Genomic DNA, 19,241 nt, shown 5'->3' with positions numbered 1-19,241 from the left:
ATTCCTCACAACCTGTTCGTGACGGTAGGTGAAATGAGTTGGAAAGTGCCCCACCCGGCCGAGCAGAGCTCGGCGGACAGGACAAGCGGACGGGCCACGCCGAGCTGGTTGAGTTCGGCGAGGCCCCGGTTTGCGGGCTACTGAGCCGGATCGGCCTGCCCGCCGCCGAACACCTCGGCGAGGAGCTTTTGCTGCGCGGTCTGGAACGGCACCGCCACAGACATGGCGGAGTCGTCTACGCAGGTCAGCGAGGCGGTCATGGTCTTACTGCCGTCGGGGGTGGCGCACATCAGCGTCGCGTAGCCCGCAAGACCGCCGTTGTGCGTGATAACGATGCCGCCGCCGGGACCCAGGTCCCGCACGAACACCCCCAGGCCGTAGTCCATAGTCGGAATGCCCGTCGGGTGCGGTGTGCACATCTGCGCCAGCAGCTCAGCCGGCAGGAGCTTGCCACGCAGCAGCGCTGAGATGAATGTGGCCAGATCCTGAGTGGTCGAGATCATGTCACCGCCGCCGGGGGTCCAGGAGGGGTTGTGGCGGGTGACGTCGACGGTCTTCTCCACACCGTCCTGCTCGTACCGGTAGTAGGCGTGGGCGTGCGGTTCGGGAATCTCCGGCGAGGTCTCCGGCACCACGGTGCTCGAAAGCCCGAGTGGACCCAGGATCAGCCGGTGCATTTCCGCGGCGAAGGATCGGCCGGTGACCTGCTCGATCAGCAGCCGGGCCAGCACGTAGTTGGTATTGGAGTAGCTCCATTTCGTCCCCGGTTCGAACCGCGCCGGCTTGGACAACGCGAGCTCCACCAGTTCCCGCGGCTGGTAGGTGTGGAACCGGTCCTCCACCCACTCTTGACCCAACGGGGTACCCGGCGCGGGGATCCCCAGCACGATCGTGCCGTCCTCATACATCTCGCCGGTGAAGTTGAACACGCCGCTGGTGTGCTGCAACAGCATTCGCACCGTGATCCGCTCGTCCAGCCCGAACTCGGGCAGGTAGTCCGCCACTGGGGTGTCGAGGCCGATCTTGCCCTCGGCTACCAGCTGCAGCACCAGGGTCGCGGTGAAAGTTTTGGTGTTGCTGGCGATCCGGACGTGCCCGTCGATCGAAGGCTTCGCGGTCCCGCCCAGCTCGGCAACCCCGGCGCTGCCGACCCACTCGCCGCGTTCATCGTTCACGCGCAGCGACACCCCGAGGAACCCGGACTCGACGATCTCCTCGATCGCCTTCTGCAACTCCGGGCGCTCCTGTCCGACAGCGACCTTCGGTACGGCGGCGTCGAGGGCGGCGGTGATCTTGCGGGCCATCTCGGCTGCCACGGGGCGGGGCTGGCCCTGACGGGTCTGGGCCGCTTCGATGGCGACGAGAACGGTAGTGCGGAAGTTCACGGCCTCGGCCGGATCCTGCCGCTCGAGCAGGCACATGGCTGCGGTCAGCGCTGGCAACACCCGGTCGGCGAGTTCTGCCACCGATTTGCCCGTCAGGTTGATGTCCTTGGATTTTGCGGCGAGTACGTGCCCGACCGGGCCGGTCGCGGTGTACAGGGCGAAGGAGCCGTCGGTGGCGATCTTGTGAGGCTTGCTGGCGGCACCGGCGGCGGCGATCAGCGAGACGGCGCCGTACGCGGCAGTCCGCAGAGTGCTCTTGTCCTTGTCGGAAAGGGTGATCGACATGGTGGTTTGCTCCTTCGAATCTGTTCTGTCCCAGTCGGCTTCATGCCGCTGCGACGAGCTTCCACCCTGACCTATGGTCAACTGCAACTATGATCTGGATCACATCTACTTTGTGGGATTTCTGGACAGCGGCGGAAGCAAGACGCCGTCCAGGTCGGGCGATAGCCGCATGCCGCACGGGTCCGGTGGCGTTCCGTATGAGTGAGCCGTTCCGCGTCGGATACTGCCGCAGCTCCACCGACGCACAAGACGTCGAGATCCAGACCGACCAACTCCTCTCGCTCGGAGTCCCGCGCGAACGGATCTTCATCGACACCGGCTTCTCCGGTACCACCCGTAAGAACCGCGCCGGCCTCTGTGTTGTTTTTCGCGCGATTACTACGGGGACCCCGTGTACCCATGCGGTAGCGCCCGGGAATCCGCTCAACTCTTGGCGAAGGCTTCGCAGCGGATCCACTGGACCAAGGTGGGATTGTCGACAGTGGTGATGACACCGACGGTGGTGCGGAAATAGCGGTCACTGTCCAGTAGACCCAGCATGCCGGCGGCCAGGTCCGCACGGGCGGTGAACCTGCCGTCTGCGTGGCCCCCGACGATGGTGTAGTCGGTGACCGCAGGCAAATAGTAGAGCCCACCCGGACGCACGATCGTCCAGTCCAGACCGCTGGCGCGGACCAGCGTTTCCATTCGCCGCATGTCGTCGTAGAGCGACCTACCCAACACCCGCGTCACATATGGCAGCAATACTCGATTGAAAAAGAAACCGCCATCGGAGTACGAGTGCGGGTCGACCCCGGTCGAGCTGACCACCCCCAGCCGACGCACCCGATGCCGTTCCATCGCGGCCACAATATTGCCCACACCACGCGAATAGGTGCTGATCGGCCCCTTCCCCGCGGGCACCCCAAGTGCCGACAACACCACATCCCGCTCCGCCACAGCGGCGTCAACGGCCACCGGATCCAGCACGTCGGCACCGACTACCTCGAGCCGATCATGGTGCAGCGGAAACAAGTTCGGCTGCCGCGTGACCGCGGCGACATGATGTCCGGCGGCGAGCGCTTGGCCGGTGAGCAGGCGACCGGTGCGGCCATTGGCACCGAAGACCGCGATACGCATGACAACTCTCTTTTCCTGGTTACAAAACTTTTTTGCAAGCTCGGCCCATCACTAGAAGCTGGAGACGCCCGCACGGGCGGTGGAGAAGGCACTGTGTGCACCCATCTCCTTGAGCACGACCGCGCCACGTCCGGCGAGATAGGTCCGCCGGACAGAGTCGTCGGCACGGGTGAACTGAGTAACCGCATCCGCTCGCCCAAGGGAGATGCCACGGTTCCAGTAAGGGAACGAGTGCGGCTTGGGTTTACGACCTTTGAGTAAGCGGGCAAAGTTATCAGCCGCGTGAATCGCCTGCGGCAGGGCCGTATAGCAGGCGAAACGCGCACCAGGAACGGCCGCGCAATCTCCGACGACGAAGATCCGCTCGTCGCTGACGCTACGCAAAAACTCATCGACAACCGCGCGACCGCGCGCATCGACCTCGAGACCACTGCGCGCCGCGAGGTCGGGCACGTCCGACACGATCGCCCACAGGGTCAGGTCGGAAGCCAGATCCCAACCCGACCGCAGTCGCACGACGCCCTCCAACTGCCCTGCGCCCGAACCGACTTCGACTACCTCATCGTCGACGATCTCAACCGTCAGCCGTTCCAGTCCGGCGCGAACACGCCGGAACGCGCCCTCCGAAAGGCCCCCGCCCACCGAGGATCCCACCAACCGCACCCGCACATCCGGCCTGGCCTCGGCGATCTCGGACGCGGTCTCGATACCCGTCGGACCGCCCCCGATGACGGTGATCTGGCTGCCTGCGGGCAGCGCCGTCAGCACCGCGCGAGCTTGCTGCGCGCCTTCCCACGTGCCGACCGGAATCGTTCCCGGCATCGGGGTGACCGTGCTGCCGACAGCCAGAAACGCGTAGTCGAAGTCGATTCTCTCGCCGTCGGCGAGTGCGACAGTGCCGTTGCCGATCTTCTCGACAGTGCCGACCCGCAGCGCGATGTCCTCCCGCAGCACTTCAGCGAGCGGTGTCGTTGCCGAGTATGTCCCCGCGATCTGCTGATGCAGCCGTACCCGCTCCACGAAGTCCGGGCGCGGATTGATCACGGTGATCTCGGCATCGATCGTCTTCCTGGCTACCCGGTTCGCTGCAAGCGTGCCCGCGTAGCCGCTTCCTATCACTACAACCTTCATATCGGCCTCCTGTCTGAGTAGTTGAACGAACACAAGTAGCTGGTGACCGTTCTCCTGTGACAGCACAATGACGTGACGAGCGCCACAGACCATGGCCGTCACAAAACGGCCTGGACGGACCACTTATGCATGACCAGGTCGAAACCGAAAGGCAGGAGCGACATGATGAGGGACAGCGACAGCATCGACCCCGCTACAGAGGCATTCATCGCCCTACGCAACCTGCTGTTCACCGTCGCCTACGAGATGCTCGGCTCGGCCGCCGACGCAGAAGACGTGCTGCAAGAGACCTGGTTGCAGTGGGCCAACATCGATCTCGACGCGGTACGCGACCAACGGGCTTTCTTGGTCCGAATCACCACCCGGCAGGCAATCCGGCGGCTACGCACCCTCGGCCGCCGCAAGGAATCCTATGTCGGCACCTGGCTGCCCGAACCGCTACTCACCGCCCCCGACGTCGCCGAGGACATCGCCCTGGCCGACAGCGTCTCGATGGCGATGCTGCTGGTGCTCGAGACACTCGCCCCGACCGAGCGGGCAGTGTTCGTGCTACGCGAGGTGTTCGACCTGGCCTACGACGACATCGCTGAAGCCGTCGAGAAGACCCCGGCCACAGTCCGTCAGATAGCCCACCGCGCGCGGGCCCACGTCGCCGCTCGCCGACCACGCGGCGTCGTTTCCCCGGCACAGACCCGAGCCGCACTCGAGGCGTTCCAACGGGCCGTCGAAACGGGTGACCTGCAACGTCTGCTCGACATGCTCGCACCTGACGTTGTCTTCTTGGGTGATGGCGGCGGAGTCAAGCAAGCGCTATTGCGACCCGTTGTCGGTGCCGTTCGGGTTGCGCGGCTGCTGGTCGGCGGCTCAGGCTGGATGGGCGGCAAGGCTTCAGCCATGCCGGCGCAGGTCAATGGCTGGCCGGCTCTAGTCGTCCGGCTCGATGGGGAGATCGACGGTGTTGTGGCGGTGCGGATCGACGACGGCTTGGTCACAGGACTCTATTTCGTGCGCAACCCCGAGAAGCTGTCGCATGTCGAACGGGAAACCGCCGTGAGCCGGAAAGCAGGTCCTGTCTCGCTACAACCGTGTCGAACGTCCAATGAGTGAGTCTTGGGCCACGGCAGGAGCACGGAGAATGCAATAGCAATCCCCCCTGCGTCATACCATGTTTCGTCACAGTGACGTTTCGAGGTGGACAAGCGAACACCGGGGGAGGCGGGCCCAAAAGCAAGATCTAGACTCAACCCAATATTTATCTGCCAAAAGCAAGATTCACAGGAAAATTTCCATCAATGGATAACTGCGCCAAGGGGATTGGTAGCACGCATCCAGTAGCGCAAACCGCGCGAATAGGGAACCAGGCCCGGGGCCAAGCGCCAACCCGAGCGATTTACTACCGAGACACCGCACACAGCAACGACATCCGAGGTAAGGACCACCCCTTCCGCCCACCCGTTCTAACGCCGATAATCAACATTATGTAAACCTAGCGCTGAAACGTGTCGATGCCCTGTGTCACAGTCGAAATCATGGCCGAACCTTCCCCCGCCGACTGGATCCGCTGCTCATCAGCCAGGAAACGGGCCAGGATAAAGGCTGACCACTCAACCGATGATCAGCCCGGCCAAGCAACAATTGGCGCGAATCGGATACGCCGGCAACGCGCACGACCTTCCCTGGCCATCGAGGTCATCCGTGATGCCGAATCGGGATATCAGCGGAACTGAACGTTGGCGGTCGCCAGTCCAAAGATCTTGCGGCCAGCGGACTTCGCCACGATAGCCACCACCGCGCTTCGCGTTGCCGGGTCCAGAGACTTGACGCGACCCGAGTATTCGATCTGCCCACCCATCCGAGACTCGACCACCGTGTAGTTCGAGAGCCGAACACCATAGCGAGTGACCGCGCCAGGATCACCCGACCACGCCGAGACAAAACCTGCCCCCAACCCCATCGTGAGCATGCCGTGGGCGATCACGTCCGGCAGACTGGCGAGTCGGGCAACGCGGTCGTCCCAGTGAATGGGGTTGGCGTCGCCGGAGACACCCGAGTAATTGACGAGATCCCCACGAGAGACAGTGGCGTCGCGAATCGGGAGCTCGACACCGACGGTCAGGTCATCGAACGACACACCCGTGCTCGGAACCCGCGCAGCACCCTCCACCGAGAACCGCAACTCCCCCTCCGGCCGCCGCGGTGTCGACTCCGCACTCGCCGACGCAACATTCTCGACCGTCCTGCCACGGGCGAGGATGTCGACACCATGCACCATGACGTTCTCCACGGCGCGAGCTATCTCGGGGTCCACCTCATCGCCCGTGATACCGACGACCGTCGTATGCATGACATGCACAACATCGCCATTCCGATCGGTGAAGGTGTTCGTGACGGTGATCAGGTCTTTGCCCCCGATCCGGCGAACCCCGGACAACTCGACATCAGTGATCAGCCGATCCCCCGCGACAATCGGCTTGTACTGCTCGAAAACCTGCTCGGTCTGCACGAACATGTCGTACCCGACCACCACGTTCTCGAACAGGGTGCGGTTGGCCGCCATCGCCGGAATCGAGACGAACGTCAAAGGCGCTACCAGCCCCGAGTATCCGAGCTCAGCCGCCGCGTCCTCGTCCCAATGCGAAGGGTGATAGTCCTGAACGGCTCGCGCGTACTCGCGGACCTTCTCGCGCCCGACTTCATACGTACCGTCCGCCTGGTAGTAGTGCCCCACTTGCGACATGACATCAGGTGCATCGACTACAGAACTCACCGTAAACCTATCCTTTGTTCGAGGAACGGACTCACGGCAGGATATCGGAAGCCCGATGGGCCCAACCGCAACCCGATCCGGTGAGCCGTCTCGACCTGCCTCGACTCGAGCCACCCCCACACTCCCCCTGTCGGCGAACCCCAGCGGTACGGGGTAGCGATCGTTTATTCTCGGGACGGGGCCGGGAAACCACTGCGATCGGGCAAATTCGACCCTGAGCAGGCCGCGAAGGCAGGGACGAATGAGTGACGAGCAAACGACGCTTGTCTACAAATCTGCTGTCGAGTTCGTCGAGAAGTACCTGAGCTCGATCTATCGCAGCGACATCGCCGTGTGCGCGTGGTGTCCCGAATGGTGGAAGCACGCGGAGGCCGTCGCGCGCTTCGATGCGCTGTGGAGAACGTGGGAGCACTACCGAATCGATGGACCGACCGGACTCTCGGTGTGGTTGATCGACCACGCGGGCCCCCACATGAATGTTCTACTGAGCCCGGTCGGTTCGTTCAGCGGATGCTCTGTGCGCAAAGGCCATTCGGACAAGATCCCGTCGCTGCCACTGAAATCGCCTTCGCCACATCCGTTCCTGCCCCCCACGCACTCCATGGACGAGTAGCCGCGCCGCCCAACCGCGCTTATCTGAAAGGTACTGTCGTCAACTAACGTTCATGCGGTGCTAGGACATTCTCATGCGACCAGCGGCGCGTTCGCCTGGTCGGTTGCGGCGGCGACGTTGCCCATATCGGCGTTGACCTATCCCGTATTGACAACTGCGGACGTACATCTCGGCCCTGTCGATCTGCTGTTGGGCGCCTTTCTGACGGCGGGTGCCGCACTGCTGCCCGACGCGGACCACCCCAACGGCACCATCTCGCATGTGCTCGGGCCGGTCTCGCACTATCTGTGCCGCTTCATCTCGTGGATATCAGGCGGGCACCGACATGCCACGCACTCGTTCGCGTTCGTGATCGCCGTGGGATACGGGACCTGGGCAGGTGAACACTGGCTCGGACGCTACTTCACCCTCTCGCTCGTCTTCTTCCTGCTGGCCCTCGCCGTACGCGCACTGCACATTTGCCCCTCCGGCGACGGCGTCGAGGCGTGGGGCACCGTAGTGATCCTCGCGGCCGCGGGCACCTTCGCGATGGATCACTGGATCACCGACAAACCGGTCTGGCTGCCCTTCTCCGTCGGGCTCGGCGCACTGGCCCACTTAGCGGGCGATTGCCTCACCGACCGCGGCTGCCGCCTCTTCTGGCCCTTCCCGCTGCGCACCTGCGTACCGATCATCGATCGCACCGGCAACAAGGTCGAGACCTGGGTCCTCTCCCCACTATTCACTCTCGGCACGCTGGCCGTGCTCTGGCACGTCTTCACCACCAGCCCCTGACAGCTCGATGCACCGAGGTCGACCACTGCTCCTCGGTGCCCTTGCTGTTTTTGGTCGTGAACGGTTTCAGTTATCAGTGACAACTCCAGTAGAGCTGTTCATGCAATGATATGCATAGCCCGATATGCGCATGTTTCAGCTAGTAATACTTTCGGCTGCGACTGCCTATGGGCTGTCGTCGACCGGACATCCGCTTTACCGCCGTCTCACCACGGCTGCCCCACCCATGAGCGCGCCACTCGCACGCTCCGCTCCCCTGCTCGGCAGGATTCCCACTCCCGCACCCCATATCCAGACAGCGCCCAACCATCAAGATGTTGACCGAAGGCGGGGCGATCAGCGGGGCAGGTCCTACGCGCTGGGCACCGCCGGTCCCCGTTCGGTGGCATTGAGATAGCTATGAAGGGCGTCGCGCGACCGAGATAGCGCATCGATACGTTCGTCGAGCCCTCGCATGCGAGCTTCGAACATGTCCACCAGGTCGGAGCATGGCTCGAACTCGGGCGCGGTGCCCATCGCGCAGGGCAGCAAATACCGGATGTCTTCGGTCGACAGTCCCGCCTCGAGCAGCCCCCTGATCTGGGTCACGGTCAGGACGGCATCGTCGGCGTATCGGCGATAGCCGTTGGCGCCGCGGGCGGGTTCGAGTAAACCTTGTGCCTCGTAGTAGCGCAGCAGATGCGAACCAACTCCGGTTCGGCGACTCAGTTCCCCGATCAACACCGTCGTTCCTCCTTGACCTTCATACCGATGTGAAGGTCGATGATACTGAAATGACCGAAGTATCAGCGCCCACCTCCGACGCAAGCCATGCTCCAGTGACAGTCATCGGCCTTGGACTGATGGGCCACACGCTGGCCGGAGCGTTCCTGACAAATGGACACCCTACGACCGTGTGGAACCGCTCGCCGGCCAAGGCCGAAGAGCTCGTCGCTCGCGGTGCCACCCTCGCCGCGTCCGCTCGCGATGCCGTCGCGGCGAGCCCCCTGGTGATAATCTGTGTAACCGACTACCAGGCCGCGCGCGAGCTTCTCGACCCGCTGGCGGACGTGCTCGCGGGCCGGGTCCTGGTGAATCTGACCTCCGGCACCTCGGAACAGGCCCGTCAGACAGCCGATTGGGCGGCCGCACGGGCCACGACCTATCTCGATGGCGTGATCTTGGCCGCTCCCACCGACATCAGCACCCCCGCCGCCGCCCTCCTCTACAGCGGGCCGCAGGCCGCCTTCGACACCCACGAGCCGACCCTGCGCAGCCTCGGATCCGGCACCACCTACCTCGGCGCCGATCACGGCTTGTCCGCGCTGTACGACATGGCGACGCTGACCGTCATGTGGAGCGTCCTCAACGGATTCCTGCACGGTGCGGCCCTGCTCGGCACCGCGGGGGTGGATGCGGCGACGGTGACCCCATTCGTGAGCCACGGGATCGCGACCGTCACCGGATGGTTGTCCGGCATGGCGGATCAGATCGACAATGGCACATACGCCGCCGCCGATGCCACCATCGACATCCACCTGGCCTCGATGACGCATCTCATCGAGGAGAGCCGATCCCTCGGCGTCAATGCCGAATTGCCCGAGCTCGCCAAGACACTGGCCGACCGGGCGGTGGCCGAGGGGCACGGCGGCGACGGCTATGCGGCCATGATCGAGCAGTTCCGCAAGCCGCGGTCGTAACCGCTGGTCACTCGCGGAATGAGTTCCCGTGGAGCTGTCGCACACAGCTCCACGGGAACTCATCGGCCGATACCCGAGTCCGGGATGCCCCTCCCCTGTCCTTGCTGTGTCCGGCGAAGCCGGACCGTTGGTGAGTTTTGCTAATAGGCCTCTATGCGTAGATGCGCATATCTACGTAAGGTGATGTATTTTGATCAATTAGCCCGATGGACCCAACCCATCGGGCTAATCTGACGCTATGTCTACCGCTTCGACGATGCGCCCCCACCGCTGGACGCCACCGCCAGCTCTCCCCCGCGCTCGCGAAACCCACAGCGCCCCACCGCTCGCCCCGGTCGCCAGGGTGGAACTGCCCGGCATCGGCCCCGAAGATGTAGTGCTCACGCCCGACGGGCGAGTGCTCACAGGTGTCGCCGACGGCTCGATCTTCAGCATCGATCCTGCCGATGGGAGCATGCACCTGCTCGTGAACACCGGCGGCAGGCCGTTGGGTCTGCATGCCGACGCGGATGGTTCGGTCCTTGTTTGCGATTCGACGCGTGGACTGCTGCGCCTCGACGCCGATGGCGGTCTCGAAGTATTGGTAGACGAGGTCGAGGGCGAACCACTCCCCTTCGCCAGCAACGTCGTTCGCGATGACGACGGCACGATCTATTTTTCGTCGTCATCGCGTCGCTATCGGCTCGACGAGTGGATGGGCGACATATTGGAGCATTCCGGGACCGGAAGGCTGCTGCGCCGTGATCCGTCCGGCGTGGTCGAAACGCTGCTGGACGGTTTACAGTTCGCCAATGGGGTGGTCCTGTCCCCCGACCGTTCATGCGTGGTGGTTGCCGAGACCGGCGGGTATCGCGTCTCCCGTTATTGGCTCACCGGGCCGAAGGCCGGCACTCACGACTATCTCATCGAGAACCTGCCCGGTTTCCCGGACAACATGGGTCTCGGCAGTGACGGGTTGATCTGGATTACCCTCCCGTCTCCGCGGAATCCGTTGCTGGACCGGCTGCTGCCGCTACCGGGTGTGCTGCGTCGGATCGTGTGGTCGCTTCCTGCGTGGTTGCAGCTGAGGCCGCCGAAGACGATCTGGGTGATGGCGGTCGATTTCGAGGGAAAGGTCGTTCATGACCTTCAGGTCGAGGGCACCAACTTCTCGATGGTTACCGGCGTGGTCGAGCATGGCGGCGTGTTGTACCTGGGAAGTCTGACCGAGACTGCGGTCGGGGTGACGCGGGTTCCGTCCTGATCGGCGCGACGGGCGAGTCCCCGGGTTGCTGTATGTAGCGGCGGGAAGGGGTTCGGGCACTCCGCGAATTTCAGTGCACAGTGGATGGTGCCGTTGAGTGTCCGCCCTGCCCGGGCTCTTCGGTCGTCGAGGGTGTCCGGGCAGGGCGGGTTGTCAGAACAGTTGTTCGGGGTGGGTGTCGGCTTCTTCGCGGACGTCGGCGGCGAACTGGGCTTCGAGGTCGTCGGCGTCGCCGATGCTGTGGGCTGTGTAGAGCAGCAGGCAGCCGCGGATGCCGTCGAGGAGGTCTTCGAGGAGGTCGAGGGCGGGGCGGACCGGGTCGAGGCGGCTGATGCGGAATTCGGCGAGCAGGGCTTCGCGGGTGTCGGCATCGAGGTCGAATTTGCGGGCTTGCTCTTCGATTTCGGCTACTCGGCCGACGACGGCCCATGGTGCGGGCACGTGTCCTTCCGCGACCGCCATGGCCTCCGCGATGAGGTCGACAACGACGTCGGTCGGTGTTTCGCCTGCACCGAGGCGTTCGAGCATCAGGGTGGGTGTTTCCACCTGGAGGGCTTCGATGTCGTCGGCCTCGACGACGACATCGACGGTCGGTACGCCTGCCAGTTCGCCTGCTACTTCGGCGGCCGCGTCGAGCCAGTGGGCGGCGGCGACGGCCGCGGAGGCGGGGTCGAGTTCGGTGAACAGTTCGATGGAGCCGAGTGGGTCGGCGCGCAGTAGTTCGTTGGCTGCTTGTACCTGGGCTGGTGAGACGTCGGGTCGTGAGAGTTCGACGGCTTGGCGGGCTCGGCCGGTCAGGTCGCCGAGTTCGGCGGATTCGATGGCGGCTTGTTCGGTGGCGACTTCGGCGAGGATCGTGGTGCGCAGTTCGAGGTCGTCGACGCCGTGCAGGGTGCGTCCGACGCGGTGGGCGGATTCGACGACGCCGCTGTAGGAGACGAGCAGGCCGTGGTCGGTGGGCAGGTTGGGTGTGCGGATGGCCGCGTCGACTTCTTTGAAGTTCCTGCGCTCTTCCGCACGCCGCCATGCCTCGCTGTTGGGGATGTCGGGATCCCCCGCGGCGCTGGCCGGGTGGGTGTAGGTGCGCCATTGGAAACGGGACAGGGTGGTCAGATTCGACGCCAAACTTGCTGCCTGGTCTGGGCTTATCGGTGGCAGCGCGGCCACTGTCGCCGCGAGATCGCCGCGTCCGGTCGCCCAGATGGCGACAAGCGCGTTGCGGTCTGCGTCGATTGCATATCGGGTCACATCCGCAAGTCTTGCCGATCTGGCGTGGTTGCGCGCGCGCAACACGTTCCAGCCCTCTGCGGTGACTGGTGTTTCTTCATGGCACGCTGGGGGGTATGACTCTCGATCACGGTGATCCCGGCGATGCGCCTTCGATTCCGCAGCCGACCGCGCCGGTGTTGAATTCTGTGCGTCCTTCCGCTGCGGAGGAGGCGAGAACTGTTGCGGCGGCGACGAATACGGCGACGATGGCGAGTTTGAGTGCGGATGGTGCGCCGTGGGCTTCGTTCATCACCTATGGGCTGTTGGATGGTCAGCCGGTGTTGTGTGTGTCGAGGATGGCGGAGCACGGTCGTAATTTGACGGCCGATCCGCGGGCGAGCATCGCGGTGGTGGAGCCGAATCCGCCTGCTGATCCGTTGGCGGGGGCGCGGGTCACGCTGGCGGGTGTTGTGGAGGCGCCTGTCGGTGCGGAGGCGGAGGCGGCACGGCAGGCGCATTTGGCGGCGGTGCCTGCGGCGAAGTACTACATCGATTACAGCGATTTCGCGGTGTGGGTGTTGCGGGTGCAACGGATTCGGTGGGTCGGCGGCTATGGGCGGATGGATTCGGCGTCGGCGCAGGAGTATGCCGCTGCCGCGCCGGACCCGGTGATTCCGGTTGCCGCGGAGGCAATCCGGCATCTCAACCAGGATCATGCGGGCGCGCTGTTGTCTATGGCGCAGGTACTCGGTGGGTATCCGGATTCGACGGCGGCCAGTTGTGAGCGCGCGGATCGGTATGGGTTGGATTTGCGGGTGGTGACGCCGCGGGGGGTGGCGCGTACTCGGGTGGGTTATGTGGCGCCGCTGGATTCGATCGATGAGTTGCGGGCGGCGACGGTGGAGTTGGCGCGGCGGTCGCGCGAGGGCTGATCGGGGTGGGTCTATCGTCACTGCGATGAGCGCACGCTTCGAGGAATTGGGCTGGCAGCAGACGCCGATGGGTGAGTTCAGTCTGCGGCGGCGTTTCGATCCGACGGTGCGTGCCGATGTGTACGAGGTGAAGCTCGGGGACGAGTATCTGATGTCGAGCCTGTTCACTGTGGCGGAGCGGGAGTTGGCGCGTAGGGGGTTGGCGCGCACGCCGGGTGTGCGTGTGGATGTGCTCGTCGGTGGGCTCGGTTTGGGGTATACGGCGCGAGAGGCGTTGGCGGACAGTCGGGTTCGGACGCTGACTGTCATCGAATATTCCGATGCGGTGATCGATTGGCATGTGCGGGATCTGCTGCCGGACACGGCGGGTATGGCCGCGGACGGTCGGGTTGCGCTGGTGCGGGCGGATTTCTTCGCCGCTGCCATGGGTTCGGTCGGGTTCGATCCGGAGCATGCCGGCCGAACCTATGATGCGATCTTGTTGGACATCGACCATTCACCGCGTCATGTGTTGCATCAGCCGCATGCCGCGTTCTATACCGAGGGCGGCCTGCATGCGGTCTCTCGGTACCTCTGCCCTGGCGGTACGTTCGCGATGTGGGCCGATGGCGCACCGGATGCGGAGTTCGTTTCGGTTCTCGCGGAGGTTTTCACCGATGTCGCGGCCGAGCTGGTGTGTTTCGACAACCCGCTGACGCGTGTCCAATCCGCGAGCACCGTCTATCTGGCGACCCGGGGTTGACCGACTGAGGGTGTCGGCTCGTCTCTTCCGTCGTGGGCCTGGACTCTCGTGCTGGAGACAGTGCGGCGGTTGCCGCGATTCATCGGGGTATCGACTGTGTCCAGTCCGGTACTTCGGCGACCAGTTGTTCGGGAGCCGATAATCGCCATGCCTCGAAAACCAGCTCGGATAGTTCGTCGGCCTCGATGCCTTCCAGGTAGACCACGACCCAGCCGAAACCGCCTGCGGTGAACTGTTCCTCGAAGACCTTCGGGCGCTCGGATACCAACGCCTGCTGTTCGGACAGGGTCTGCTTCAACCCGACGGTCTGTGTTTGCGGCCAGTAGTAGCCGAACCGCCTTCCGCGCACGCTGAAGGTGGTGTACCTCTCGCCCTTGGTGCGCTGGACCTCGATGAGAGCGTCGACGATTCGGAAGAGTTCGTTATCGGGCACAGACACCGTGGGCTCCCTTGGGACAGTCCGCTGAGGCGGCCTCCACGGTGCCGAGCAGGGTCGCGCGCACGTGGCGGGGCGGAAGAATCGGCACCTGCCAACTCAACCACATCCGGGCCGTCGCGGATTCGTCGCGAGTAGGCCCCGATTCGGATTGGCGCGGACCGCCTACACCTCGTTCGGCTCGAGTGGGAGAACGTCGGGGTCGATCCGTTTGCCGGTGGTGTCGTCGACTCGGAGTTCTTCGGTGCGGTATCGAAGCGCTGGACATTCGACTCAGGGAAGCGAAGCCCTTGTCGGCGTTCCTTCTCGGGACCGGTTTTGTGGCCGTCGGCGGGTGAGTCGCTGGCGGCAGCTCGAGCACCACCGTGTGGTGGGGATGGTCTGCAGTAACTCGATGGGGATCTCGGCACCGCAGCCACGGCAGCGGCCATAGTGTCCGGCGGCGAGCAGGGAGAGAGCTTCGCCGATGTCGGCCAGTGCGTGCCGTGCTGCGGCGGCCAGGTTGATGGTCACCTCACGTCTGGCTATGTCGGCCGGGTCGACAGGGGTTGCGGTGCCGTCGATTTCGGCGTCGAGTTCGGCTAGTTGCTGTAGGCGGAACTCGCGAAGCTGGCTCAATGCGGTCCGCAATCTGGGTAGGAAATGGGTGAGGCGGTCGTTTGAGGTGGTGTGCACGGGGGCCATCCTGGTCTCCAGGGTTGGGTGTTGTCGCAAGCGTTCGGTGTTCGTCTCGCGGCGCCTGGTTGCGTTCCGTCAGCAATTCATGCAATGAGGTCCGGCGCGACGATAGGTATGTGGTGTCGTGCGGTGACCTTTCGGTACTGGTCGGCTGCGCTCTTCGGTCCGAGAAGCGTCGTCTGGAGCGGGCTGCGTCGGGCAGTACCGGCTGATAAGTCGTGGACTGTGGCGTGGGACCGGGCTTGTCCCTTCGGATTTCCGATATCGTGGGGTCCTGCTGCCGTATCAACGCAGTTGATCGAGTTCGGGCATCGCGTCAGGGACCGGGGGCCGCGGCCTGACCGGGAGGGTTGGCCGCGCCCGCCGTCCGTCCATCGGTATTCACCTCCACAGTGAGACGTTGCCTTTCACATCCCATGATGGTGTAACCGTCGAGGCGATTGGTTGTGTCGGTCCCACAATCGAGAAGGACCATATTGTGGCCTTAGGACAGCGCATGGAGGCTATTCGTGGTCGGTGGCGGCGAGTTCGATCATCATGGCGAGTCGTTTGCGGGGGTCGCCCAAGCCGAGGTTGGTGACCTGGGCCATCTTGCGTAGCCGGTTGCGGACGGTGTTCTCGTGGACGCCGAGCTGTGCGGCCGCCGTGGCGGGGTCGCCTTGAGCTTGTAGCCAGGCGCGCAGTGTCGCTACGTATTCGGTGGAGTGTTCGCGGTCGTGATGTCGCAACTCCGGCACCGGACCCCGTGTGGGGGTGCGTCCAGAGAGTCCTGCGGTGCGTAGGCGTTGCAGCAGGATCTCGTCCCAGGATTCGTCGTACGCGGGTGGCTCTGCGCCGGAGGGACGGGTTTCGTGTAGCGCCAGGCATTCGTCGGCCTCGGGGCGCGCCGATGCCAGTTCGGTGGCGCGGGCGCTACCGCTGATCCCGGCCAGCACCACCAGCTGTGCGGGTAAAGCCGCCCTTAACTCATTGATCCAGTGCCGTGCCGCCGTCGCCTGATCGGCGGGTAGTGCCGTGTAGACGGTGTCGCCGACCAGAGCGCTGCGGCCGGCCCGGGACCAGCCGAATCCGGTTGTCGCTCGCTCGAAGACTTGCAGCAGCGCGGCATGGCGATCCTCGGCCATCCGGGCGCGTAGCGCGATCACCCGTAACGACACCGGCGCCAACCCCAGCCGACTGGCCACCGTCGCCGCGTCCGCGGCACCCTCGAGTAGACGGATCACCAGTTCGGATTCCACTTGGCGTTCCAGATCCGCACTGGCCCGTGAACGCAGCAGGTGCAGGGCGACGGTGCGTGCGCCGGCGGTTAGGGCCGAACGTCGCGGCCCGTGAAACGGAGTCGGCGCGGACACCCATACCGAGCCGAGTAGTTGGCGTCCCACGCGCACTGCCACCACCGACCGCCCGGTCACACCGTGTTCAGGCTGTGCGGGCACGAACAGCGGTTCGTCGGAGACCGCCAAATGGGTGAACACGCCATGTGTTTCGAACATGTCCCGCAGCGGCTGTGGCATCTGCCTGCTCAGGATGGTCTCGACCCCGGCAGGGTCGAGGTGCTGTCGCGGTTTCGAGTACGCCAGCACTCGCGACAGGTGGTCTTCGATCGTCACCGCACCCTCGACGGCGTCGGCCAGGCTGTCAGCCAAGGCGAACAAATCGGTCGGGCCGCGACCGGCCTCGGTCTCGCGTCCCTCCAACACCAGGCCGTAGACCACCGCGGCCACCTCACTCCAGGCCACCGCGGGGTCGACTACCAGCACAGCGACACCCTCGAGCTCCAGTTCGTCCCCGGCCTCGGCACCGTCGCGGATGATCGCGACCACCGCCCGCGCCGATGCCGCCCAGTCCGCGGCTTCGGCTGTCGAACGGGCATCGATTCCCAGCAGCACATCGCCGGCTTCCGTGGGGTCCGCGTCGGCTTGGTGGATCACTACGCTGCGCAGTTCCGTGGTCCGGGGAACCGATCCCAACCGCAGCCGGACCCCGAGGCCGCTCAACACGTTCGCCAACCGGTCCAACGTCACCACGAGGCCGCTCCTTTGCCGAACCGAAAATGTAGTGCGCTCACTGTTCGAGAGACCTGCCCGGCTCTGCGATGAGTTCGCTGAGTACGGCTGCTTCGCTGATGTCGGCGTTCTTGGTGCCGGTGAGCAGCGTGAGATCGTTCTGATCAGCCAGTTCGCGCAAATGGTCGAGCGCTTCGGCGCGTTCGGGTTCGCGCAGTTCGGCGCGGTAGCGGCGGGAGAATTCGTCGAAGAGTTCCGGCTCGTGGTGATACCACTGGCGCAGTTCGGTCGATGGAGCGATGTGTTTGCACCATTCGTCGAGGTGGGCTCTGGATTTGTTGACGCCACGCGGCCACAGCCGGTCCACCAGGACGCGAGTGCCGTCGCGCGGGGTCGGGTCGTCGTAGATCCTGCGGATCCGCACAGTGTGCCGCGTCGTCATCATCGACCTCCCTGTTCTCCTTGCTCCTGGACGCTAGTCCCCTCGCGGTCAGGTATTGACGCCGGCGAGGGCCCCGCAACAGGTCGCTTCAGGTGTTGAGTGTGGATTCGGCAGACGTATGACGGGTCAGGAGAGCGTCGCGCGAGCCTCGCCGATCCACGTGACCGTCTCGGCGCTGCGCCGAAGGTCTGATTTACAACCGCCAACGCACCCAACGCTGCTCGTCCGGCGAGAGGCGATGGAGCTCATCGGCGGATTCGACGATTCACTGCGGGATTCCTTCCGGCCCATCGCCCAGTTCTACGGTATGCCGCCAGTTAGGGAAAGCCATTTTTGATAGCTCATGAGAGAGGAGAGTTGGTTCTCGATCGGAGCTGCACCCACACTGGACTCGACGCCCAATACATTGAGACTATTGCCCGACAGTATCGTGAAGGATTGCGTTTGCGCATTCGAATACTCGTTGAAGGCGGGTACGGAAGTCGATCCGAGCTGCGAAGCGGGCAGGTCTTCCAGGTTGAAAAAATTCTTCATAACAGACGAATATGTAGAGCCGGGAGTCTGTATCAGTGCTTCATACTCCGCTCGCCGCGTTTCGGACATGAGCTCGGTATGGACATGAAAGGGCGACCCAACAGGGTCCGTCATTCGTCCGGTCAGGATGTTTACCTCGGAGTAGTTCTGGCATCGCGCCCACTCCTTCAAGCTCAACGGCCGCGTCGTATCGTAGACGGGATCTATCACCCCGATCACCTCCCCACTGCCCCTCGATATTCGTATCGTGGCTGCGGTGTGGTTGAAGAAATGGCTTATTCGGTCGGTATCCCATACGGGCCAATGGTTTTCGCCGTCCGGCGAACTGATTATTACGCTTCCGTCGGAGCGCCTGGCGAAGCGTGAACCTTCGAATTCTACGGTTTCATCTTCCGCGACAAGATTACCGGTGTTCATTTTCATTCGTTCCGAGAATACGGGCGTTGCCCTCCAGTTCTTGTGCATGGTCGCACCGGTTTCCACGGCTCGCCGCATTCCGGCCTCGGAGAGGTCCGGGATAAATGACCGCGCTATCCCGATATTATGCTCCGACACGCCGAGCTTGCGCATCTCGTACAGAATCGCGTCCGCTTTGCGGCCGCAGGCAACGTTCAGGCCGAACGGAAGACGTAGTCGAGAAACATGTGCAGTCAGCTCCGATGCTTCTGCCATCGTGAGAGGGGGAAGTGCAATCGGGTGGTCGGCAGTGTGTATGGCACTGTCGGAGAAGTTGGCGGTGTGCGGATTGACCGATGGCAATGTGTCCATGCTTCGAACCGATAATTCGCCGCTCCGATCGGCCTCCGGCAGGACATGGGCGGACCCCCGAGAGGCACCGCCTACCTGGAGTATCTGTGCAGCATCGTGCTCGCCGAACCTGTTGAAGGCACCAGCCAGACTGCTGGCAAGCCGACGGAATGCGGCAGCTGCCTCGCCGTACGCGTCATGGCCCATTCTTTAGCCTCCTATGGGCAGAGCCGAAGACTGCCCAGCGCCTTGTCGTCCCATGCACTGACCCGGACTGGCGTCGAAAGCATTCTCGTTGAGGTCGTGAATCACTTGTCGCACATACGATTCCAACGCCCACACCCAGCTTCACGATCAACGCCACCGTCCTGATGCAACAGCGTCTACCTTTCGGCAGAAGGCCGGTCAATGGGACACACCGACGTTGGCCCCGAGACTGCGCGGTTCGTCTACCAACGCTCAGTGGCGCGAAAAAATGTTTCGCGAACGAGGTGCCGACCGAGCGGAGGGCTGAGCGGT

General features: G+C 63.9%; 19 protein-coding genes. 8 read left to right on the top strand and 11 right to left on the bottom strand.

What is annotated here, in order from left to right:
• Nucleotides 1–137: 137 nt before the first annotated feature.
• Complete coding sequence (locus ACLMAJ_RS22900) at nt 138–1,670, bottom strand: serine hydrolase domain-containing protein (protein WP_412015852.1); 1,533 nt, start codon at nt 1,668–1,670, stop codon at nt 138–140.
• Nucleotides 1,671–1,759: 89 nt separating this feature from the next.
• On the opposite strand from ACLMAJ_RS22900, the gene ACLMAJ_RS22895 reads away from it, so the two are divergent.
• The gene (locus ACLMAJ_RS22895) at nt 1,760–2,158 is read left to right on the top strand and encodes a recombinase family protein (RefSeq protein WP_412015851.1); all 399 of its coding nucleotides are present in this window, start codon (nt 1,760–1,762) and stop codon (nt 2,156–2,158) included.
• On the opposite strand, the gene ACLMAJ_RS22890 is transcribed toward ACLMAJ_RS22895, so the two are convergent.
• Together ACLMAJ_RS22890 and ACLMAJ_RS22885 are read right to left on the bottom strand one after the other, a co-directional pair.
• A complete protein-coding gene (locus tag ACLMAJ_RS22890) occupies nt 2,094–2,789 on the bottom strand; it encodes an NAD(P)-dependent oxidoreductase (RefSeq protein WP_412015850.1) in 696 nt (231 codons plus the stop codon). The genes ACLMAJ_RS22895 and ACLMAJ_RS22890 overlap by 65 nt on opposite strands.
• Nucleotides 2,790–2,840: 51 nt before the next feature.
• Nucleotides 2,841–3,920, bottom strand: coding sequence for an NAD(P)/FAD-dependent oxidoreductase (locus ACLMAJ_RS22885; protein ID WP_412015849.1), 1,080 nt, complete (start codon nt 3,918–3,920; stop codon nt 2,841–2,843).
• Between the two features lie 162 nt (nt 3,921–4,082).
• On the opposite strand from ACLMAJ_RS22885, the gene ACLMAJ_RS22880 reads away from it, so the two are divergent.
• Nucleotides 4,083–5,027, top strand: a complete 945-nt coding sequence (locus tag ACLMAJ_RS22880; protein ID WP_412015848.1) for an RNA polymerase sigma-70 factor — start codon at nt 4,083–4,085, stop codon at nt 5,025–5,027.
• A gap of 607 nt (nt 5,028–5,634) precedes the next feature.
• Here the strand turns inward: ACLMAJ_RS22880 and ACLMAJ_RS22875 are convergent.
• A complete protein-coding gene (locus tag ACLMAJ_RS22875) occupies nt 5,635–6,657 on the bottom strand; it encodes a fused (3R)-hydroxyacyl-ACP dehydratase subunits HadA/HadB (protein ID WP_412015954.1) in 1,023 nt (340 codons plus the stop codon).
• A 271-nt stretch (nt 6,658–6,928) separates the two neighbouring features.
• Here ACLMAJ_RS22875 and ACLMAJ_RS22870 point away from each other — a divergent pair, with 271 nt between their 5' ends.
• Nucleotides 6,929–7,300: a DUF4913 domain-containing protein gene (locus ACLMAJ_RS22870; protein WP_412015847.1), complete on the top strand. Its 372-nt coding sequence runs from the start codon at nt 6,929–6,931 to the stop codon at nt 7,298–7,300.
• Nucleotides 7,301–7,357: 57 nt separating this feature from the next.
• Nucleotides 7,358–8,074: a metal-dependent hydrolase gene (locus ACLMAJ_RS22865; protein ID WP_412015846.1), complete on the top strand. Its 717-nt coding sequence runs from the start codon at nt 7,358–7,360 to the stop codon at nt 8,072–8,074.
• A gap of 351 nt (nt 8,075–8,425) precedes the next feature.
• Here the strand turns inward: ACLMAJ_RS22865 and ACLMAJ_RS22860 are convergent, their stop codons facing one another.
• Complete coding sequence (locus tag ACLMAJ_RS22860) at nt 8,426–8,797, bottom strand: MerR family transcriptional regulator (RefSeq protein WP_412015845.1); 372 nt, start codon at nt 8,795–8,797, stop codon at nt 8,426–8,428.
• Nucleotides 8,798–8,847: 50 nt separating this feature from the next.
• Here ACLMAJ_RS22860 and ACLMAJ_RS22855 point away from each other — a divergent pair, with 50 nt between their 5' ends.
• Together ACLMAJ_RS22855 and ACLMAJ_RS22850 are read left to right on the top strand one after the other, a co-directional pair.
• The gene (locus ACLMAJ_RS22855) at nt 8,848–9,753 is read left to right on the top strand and encodes an NAD(P)-dependent oxidoreductase (protein WP_412015844.1); all 906 of its coding nucleotides are present in this window, start codon (nt 8,848–8,850) and stop codon (nt 9,751–9,753) included.
• Between the two features lie 238 nt (nt 9,754–9,991).
• The gene (locus ACLMAJ_RS22850) at nt 9,992–10,996 is read left to right on the top strand and encodes an SMP-30/gluconolactonase/LRE family protein (protein WP_412015843.1); all 1,005 of its coding nucleotides are present in this window, start codon (nt 9,992–9,994) and stop codon (nt 10,994–10,996) included.
• Between the two features lie 153 nt (nt 10,997–11,149).
• On the opposite strand, the gene ACLMAJ_RS22845 is transcribed toward ACLMAJ_RS22850, so the two are convergent.
• Nucleotides 11,150–12,244 carry a hypothetical protein gene (locus ACLMAJ_RS22845; RefSeq protein WP_412015842.1) on the bottom strand — a complete coding sequence of 365 codons (1,095 nt, stop codon included), beginning with the start codon at nt 12,242–12,244 and terminating at the stop codon, nt 11,150–11,152.
• Nucleotides 12,245–12,339: 95 nt separating this feature from the next.
• Here ACLMAJ_RS22845 and ACLMAJ_RS22840 point away from each other — a divergent pair, with 95 nt between their 5' ends.
• The gene (locus ACLMAJ_RS22840; RefSeq protein ID WP_412015841.1) at nt 12,340–13,137 is read left to right on the top strand and encodes a HugZ family pyridoxamine 5'-phosphate oxidase; all 798 of its coding nucleotides are present in this window, start codon (nt 12,340–12,342) and stop codon (nt 13,135–13,137) included.
• A 25-nt stretch (nt 13,138–13,162) separates the two neighbouring features.
• Complete coding sequence (locus ACLMAJ_RS22835) at nt 13,163–13,879, top strand: polyamine aminopropyltransferase (protein WP_412015840.1); 717 nt, start codon at nt 13,163–13,165, stop codon at nt 13,877–13,879.
• A 79-nt stretch (nt 13,880–13,958) separates the two neighbouring features.
• Here ACLMAJ_RS22835 and ACLMAJ_RS22830 read toward each other — a convergent pair whose 3' ends face one another.
• The 5 genes from ACLMAJ_RS22830 to ACLMAJ_RS22810 all read right to left on the bottom strand — a co-directional run bounded on the left by ACLMAJ_RS22830 (nt 13,959) and on the right by ACLMAJ_RS22810 (nt 18,929).
• Nucleotides 13,959–14,318: an MmcQ/YjbR family DNA-binding protein gene (locus ACLMAJ_RS22830; RefSeq protein WP_412015839.1), complete on the bottom strand. Its 360-nt coding sequence runs from the start codon at nt 14,316–14,318 to the stop codon at nt 13,959–13,961.
• Nucleotides 14,319–14,588: 270 nt separating this feature from the next.
• Nucleotides 14,589–14,990, bottom strand: a complete 402-nt coding sequence (locus tag ACLMAJ_RS22825; RefSeq protein WP_412015838.1) for a TraR/DksA family transcriptional regulator — start codon at nt 14,988–14,990, stop codon at nt 14,589–14,591.
• A gap of 506 nt (nt 14,991–15,496) precedes the next feature.
• Nucleotides 15,497–17,020 (bottom strand): PucR family transcriptional regulator, encoded by a 1,524-nt coding sequence (locus ACLMAJ_RS22820; protein ID WP_412015837.1) that lies wholly within the window; start codon nt 17,018–17,020, stop codon nt 15,497–15,499.
• Between the two features lie 37 nt (nt 17,021–17,057).
• Nucleotides 17,058–17,441 (bottom strand): DUF488 domain-containing protein, encoded by a 384-nt coding sequence (locus ACLMAJ_RS22815; protein ID WP_412015836.1) that lies wholly within the window; start codon nt 17,439–17,441, stop codon nt 17,058–17,060.
• 300 nt (nt 17,442–17,741) lie between these two features.
• The gene (locus ACLMAJ_RS22810; RefSeq protein WP_412015835.1) at nt 17,742–18,929 is read right to left on the bottom strand and encodes a hypothetical protein; all 1,188 of its coding nucleotides are present in this window, start codon (nt 18,927–18,929) and stop codon (nt 17,742–17,744) included.
• Nucleotides 18,930–19,241 lie beyond the last annotated feature (312 nt).

It is taken from the genome of Nocardia arseniciresistens, from assembly GCF_046764875.1.
Taxonomy (GTDB): Bacteria; Actinomycetota; Actinomycetes; order Mycobacteriales; family Mycobacteriaceae; genus Nocardia; species Nocardia arseniciresistens.
The sequence above is the reverse complement of the archived record's forward strand: the minus strand, read 5'-3'. Positions and strand labels throughout refer to the sequence as shown.